This window comes from Escherichia sp. KCJ4928, from assembly GCF_004352695.1.
GTDB lineage: Bacteria > Pseudomonadota > Gammaproteobacteria > Enterobacterales > Enterobacteriaceae > ECMA0423.
The window spans coordinates 1-3,782 of the sequence record NZ_SJWV01000269.1 but is presented as its reverse complement, the minus strand read 5'-3'; the positions used below and the strand labels follow the sequence as shown (position 1 = coordinate 3,782).

Below are 3,782 nucleotides of genomic sequence, written 5' to 3'. Positions count from 1 at the left end.
ACCTTAAGATTAACATTTTAATATAACGAGTTACATTTAGTTACATGTTTAACACTTGATTTAAGATTTGTAATGGCTAGATTGAAATCATATGTAATCCATTAGTTTTATATTTTACCCATTTAGGGCTGATTTATTACTACACACAGCAGTGCAACATCTGTCAGTACTTCTGGTGCTTCTATTTTAGAGGCAGCTGTCAGGTGTGCGATCAATAAAAAAAGCGGGGTTTCATCATGTTTAATGAAGTCCATAGTATTCATGGTCATACATTATTGTTGATCACTAAACCGTCTTTGCAAGCGACAGCTCTCTTGCAGCACCTTAAACAATCGCTGGCAATTACAGGAAAATTACATAATATTCAACGTTCTCTGGACGATATATCTTCAGGCTCTATTATTCTTCTGGATATGATGGAAGCAGATAAAAAGCTTATCCATTATTGGCAGGATACTTTGAGCAGGAAAAACAACAATATCAAAATATTGTTGCTAAATACGCCTGAAGATTACCCGTACCGCGACATTGAAAACTGGCCTCATATCAACGGCGTTTTTTATGCCATGGAGGATCAAGAACGTGTTGTCAATGGGTTGCAAGGCGTCCTGCGCGGCGAATGCTACTTTACGCAAAAGCTTGCCAGTTACCTGATTACACATTCTGGTAACTATCGTTATAACAGCACGGAATCAGCCCTCCTTACTCATCGGGAAAAAGAGATCCTGAATAAGCTGCGTATCGGCGCGTCTAATAACGAGATCGCTCGTTCGTTGTTCATCAGCGAAAATACGGTTAAAACGCATCTTTATAATCTTTTCAAGAAGATAGCCGTAAAAAACCGGACACAAGCGGTTTCCTGGGCAAACGATAACCTCAGGCGATAAAGCCATGAAACGTTATTTACGCTGGATTGTGGCGGCAGAATTTCTGTTCGCCGCAGGGAATCTTCACGCCGTTGAGGTAGAAGTCCCGGGATTGTTAACTGACCATACTGTTTCATCTATTGGCCATGATTTTTACCGAGCCTTTAGTGATAAATGGGAAAGTGACTATACGGGTAACTTAACGATTAATGAAAGGCCCAGTGCACGATGGGGAAGCTGGATCACTATAACGGTCAATCAGGACGTTATTTTCCAGACTTTTTTATTTCCGTTGAAAAGAGACTTCGAGAAAACTGTCGTCTTTGCACTGATTCAAACTGAAGAAGCACTAAATCGTCGCCAGATAAATCAGGCGTTATTAAGTACGGGCGATTTGGCGCATGATGAATTCTAAATAAAAAATTGTTCGGAGGCTGCAATGCGTGTCAAACATGCAGTAGTTCTACTCATGCTTATTTCGCCATTAAGTTGGGCTGGAACCATGACTTTCCAGTTCCGTAATCCAAACTTTGGTGGTAACCCAAATAATGGCGCTTTTTTATTAAATAGCGCTCAGGCCCAAAACTCTTATAAAGATCCGAGCTATAACGATGACTTTGGTATTGAAACACCCTCAGCGTTAGATAACTTTACTCAGGCCATCCAGTCACAAATTTTAGGTGGGCTACTGTCGAATATTAATACCGGTAAACCGGGCCGCATGGTGACCAACGATTATATTGTTGATATTGCTAACCGCGATGGTCAATTGCAGTTGAACGTGACAGATCGTAAAACCGGACAAACCTCGACCATCCAGGTTTCGGGTTTACAAAATAACTCAACCGATTTTTAAGCCCCAGCTTCATAAGGAAAATAATCATGCAGCGCTTATTTCTTTTGGTTGCCGTCATGTTACTGAGCGGATGCTTAACCGCCCCGCCTAAAGAAGCCGCCAGACCGACATTAATGCCTCGAGCTCAGAGCTACAAAGATTTGACCCATCTGCCAGCGCCGACGGGTAAGATCTTTGTTTCGGTATACAACATTCAGGACGAAACCGGGCAATTTAAACCCTACCCGGCAAGTAACTTCTCCACTGCTGTTCCGCAAAGCGCCACGGCAATGCTGGTCACGGCATTGAAAGATTCTCGCTGGTTTATACCGCTGGAGCGCCAGGGCTTACAAAACCTGCTTAACGAGCGCAAGATTATTCGTGCGGCACAAGAAAACGGCACGGTTGCCATTAATAACCGAATCCCGCTGCAATCTTTAACGGCGGCAAATATTATGGTTGAAGGTTCGATTATCGGTTATGAAAGCAACGTTAAATCGGGCGGTGTTGGGGCAAGATATTTTGGGATCGGTGCAGACACGCAATACCAGCTCGATCAGATTGCCGTGAACCTGCGCGTCGTCAATGTGAGTACCGGTGAGATCCTCTCCTCGGTGAACACCAGTAAGACGATACTTTCCTATGAAGTTCAGGCCGGGGTTTTCCGCTTTATTGACTACCAGCGCTTGCTGGAAGGGGAAGTGGGTTACACCTCAAACGAACCCGTTATGCTGTGTCTGATGTCGGCTATCGAAACAGGGGTCATTTTCCTGATTAATGATGGTATCGACCGTGGTCTGTGGGATTTGCAGAACAAAGCAGAACGGCAGAACGACATTCTGGTGAAATACCGCCATATGTCGGTTCCACCGGAATCCTGACAGATAAAAAAGCCGGAATTATCATCCGGCATTTTACTGTTTAAGCGAAAGCGTGAGTGCCCCTCACGCTTTATTTTTGATTTCCTGCTCACGGTGAGCCGTCTTTGCACTACGCGCCGCCAGCCACAGGCCGCTGTTTTTCATTGCGTAACCAAATACCAGCCCAAGCGCCAGCGAAGGTAACACCAGTTTCCAGTCACCCTGCCCGGCAAACGTCGCGCATGCGCCTATAAACGTCCCCGGAACAAATGAAAGCAGCAGCTGTTTGGCCTGAATACACATCAGAAACGCGACAATACCGGTTATGACATAACCGAGAATTTCCAGATGTGGTGCCAGTGCACTACCGTAAATAATGACCATCGCCCACACCACGCCACTAAGCAGGGTTGCAGCGGAGATCGCCAGCCCTTTCAGCCCACCTTGCGGGCAGGCAAAGTAGGCCGTACAGCCCAGGAAGCCCGCCCAGCTTAGTAAGCCCAGGGAAACAGCCACCCATCCCCAGATACCGGAGAGAATGCCTGTTGTGATTGCAATAGAGAGAAGTATGTTCATGCCGCGCATGATAGCAGAAAACGCGGCCATGAATGAGATCGAGCACACATTTTATGCAACAACAAATTATCTGTTGCAGTTATGAGTGACGATGATCACATTTACTCTTCAGAATCTTCTTCCAGCTCGTCCCACATTGCACTAATGGCATCACGGGTTAGCGGTGCCATGGTGCGCCAGAAAGGCGTGGTTGCATGGGCCTCCACTTTGCCGAGGAACGCACCACACCAGGGTAACAGATACTCACTGAACAGTGTTTCCAGTGCTTCGCTCTCATCTTCCGTTGACTGATCTTCCAGCCAGGAAGCCGCAAGCAGCAATGTGCCGATGTGATCGGCTGGCGTATCCGCCAGTGGCATCCCTCGTTCGGAAAGAAAAGCGCGCACTTCCGCTTCCGTTGCGTCCTCAACCCATGCGCTACGATATGGCGGCACGGCACATTCATCGCCGATAAACAACGCATTGTAATCGGCAGAGACTTGCGCCATATCACAGCTTTTCTGTAAACGCGTCAGTAACTCATCCTGCTCCAGTGGCCAGTTCGCAGCCAGTTTCCCCTCACGAATCAGGGTAAACAGCGGCACCAGTAAAGGATCTTGCGGTTGGCGGTAATAGAGCGAACCCAGCACACGACAGAGGATAGAA

Annotated in this window: 6 protein-coding genes; 4 read left to right on the top strand and 2 right to left on the bottom strand. The window is 46.7% G+C overall.

Annotated features, from left to right (window positions below):
• Nucleotides 1-236: 236 nt before the first annotated feature.
• Genes csgD through csgG form a run of 4 tightly spaced genes read left to right on the top strand, consistent with a single transcriptional unit; the run spans nt 237 to nt 2,582 of the window.
• Nucleotides 237-887, top strand: coding sequence for a biofilm master transcriptional regulator CsgD (csgD, locus tag E0D98_RS22115; RefSeq protein WP_000481500.1), 651 nt, complete (start codon nt 237-239; stop codon nt 885-887).
• Nucleotides 888-891: 4 nt separating this feature from the next.
• Complete coding sequence (gene csgE / locus E0D98_RS22110) at nt 892-1,281, top strand: curli production assembly/transport protein CsgE (protein ID WP_000833288.1); 390 nt, start codon at nt 892-894, stop codon at nt 1,279-1,281.
• 24 nt (nt 1,282-1,305) lie between these two features.
• Complete coding sequence (csgF, locus tag E0D98_RS22105; protein ID WP_001264088.1) at nt 1,306-1,722, top strand: curli production assembly/transport protein CsgF; 417 nt, start codon at nt 1,306-1,308, stop codon at nt 1,720-1,722.
• 26 nt (nt 1,723-1,748) lie between these two features.
• A complete protein-coding gene (gene csgG / locus E0D98_RS22100; protein ID WP_001189321.1) occupies nt 1,749-2,582 on the top strand; it encodes a curli production assembly/transport protein CsgG in 834 nt (277 codons plus the stop codon).
• Nucleotides 2,583-2,645: 63 nt separating this feature from the next.
• On the opposite strand, the gene E0D98_RS22095 is transcribed toward csgG, so the two are convergent.
• The gene (locus E0D98_RS22095) at nt 2,646-3,137 is read right to left on the bottom strand and encodes a DUF1097 domain-containing protein (RefSeq protein ID WP_001297187.1); all 492 of its coding nucleotides are present in this window, start codon (nt 3,135-3,137) and stop codon (nt 2,646-2,648) included.
• A gap of 101 nt (nt 3,138-3,238) precedes the next feature.
• On the bottom strand, nt 3,239-3,782 hold a 544-nt coding region (gene ycdY, locus E0D98_RS22090; RefSeq protein WP_131891028.1), incomplete at its 5' end, for a molecular chaperone YcdY.

What these genes read in the sequence shown, in the direction of transcription:
- E0D98_RS22095 (WP_001297187.1), bottom strand. Translation starts at nt 3,137, where the DNA reads ATGAACATACTTCTCTCTATTGCAATCACAACAGGCATTCTCTCCGGT.
- csgG (WP_001189321.1), top strand. Translation starts at nt 1,749, where the DNA reads ATGCAGCGCTTATTTCTTTTGGTTGCCGTCATGTTACTGAGCGGATGC.
- csgE (WP_000833288.1), top strand. Translation starts at nt 892, where the DNA reads ATGAAACGTTATTTACGCTGGATTGTGGCGGCAGAATTTCTGTTCGCC.
- csgD (WP_000481500.1), top strand. Translation starts at nt 237, where the DNA reads ATGTTTAATGAAGTCCATAGTATTCATGGTCATACATTATTGTTGATC.
- csgF (WP_001264088.1), top strand. Translation starts at nt 1,306, where the DNA reads ATGCGTGTCAAACATGCAGTAGTTCTACTCATGCTTATTTCGCCATTA.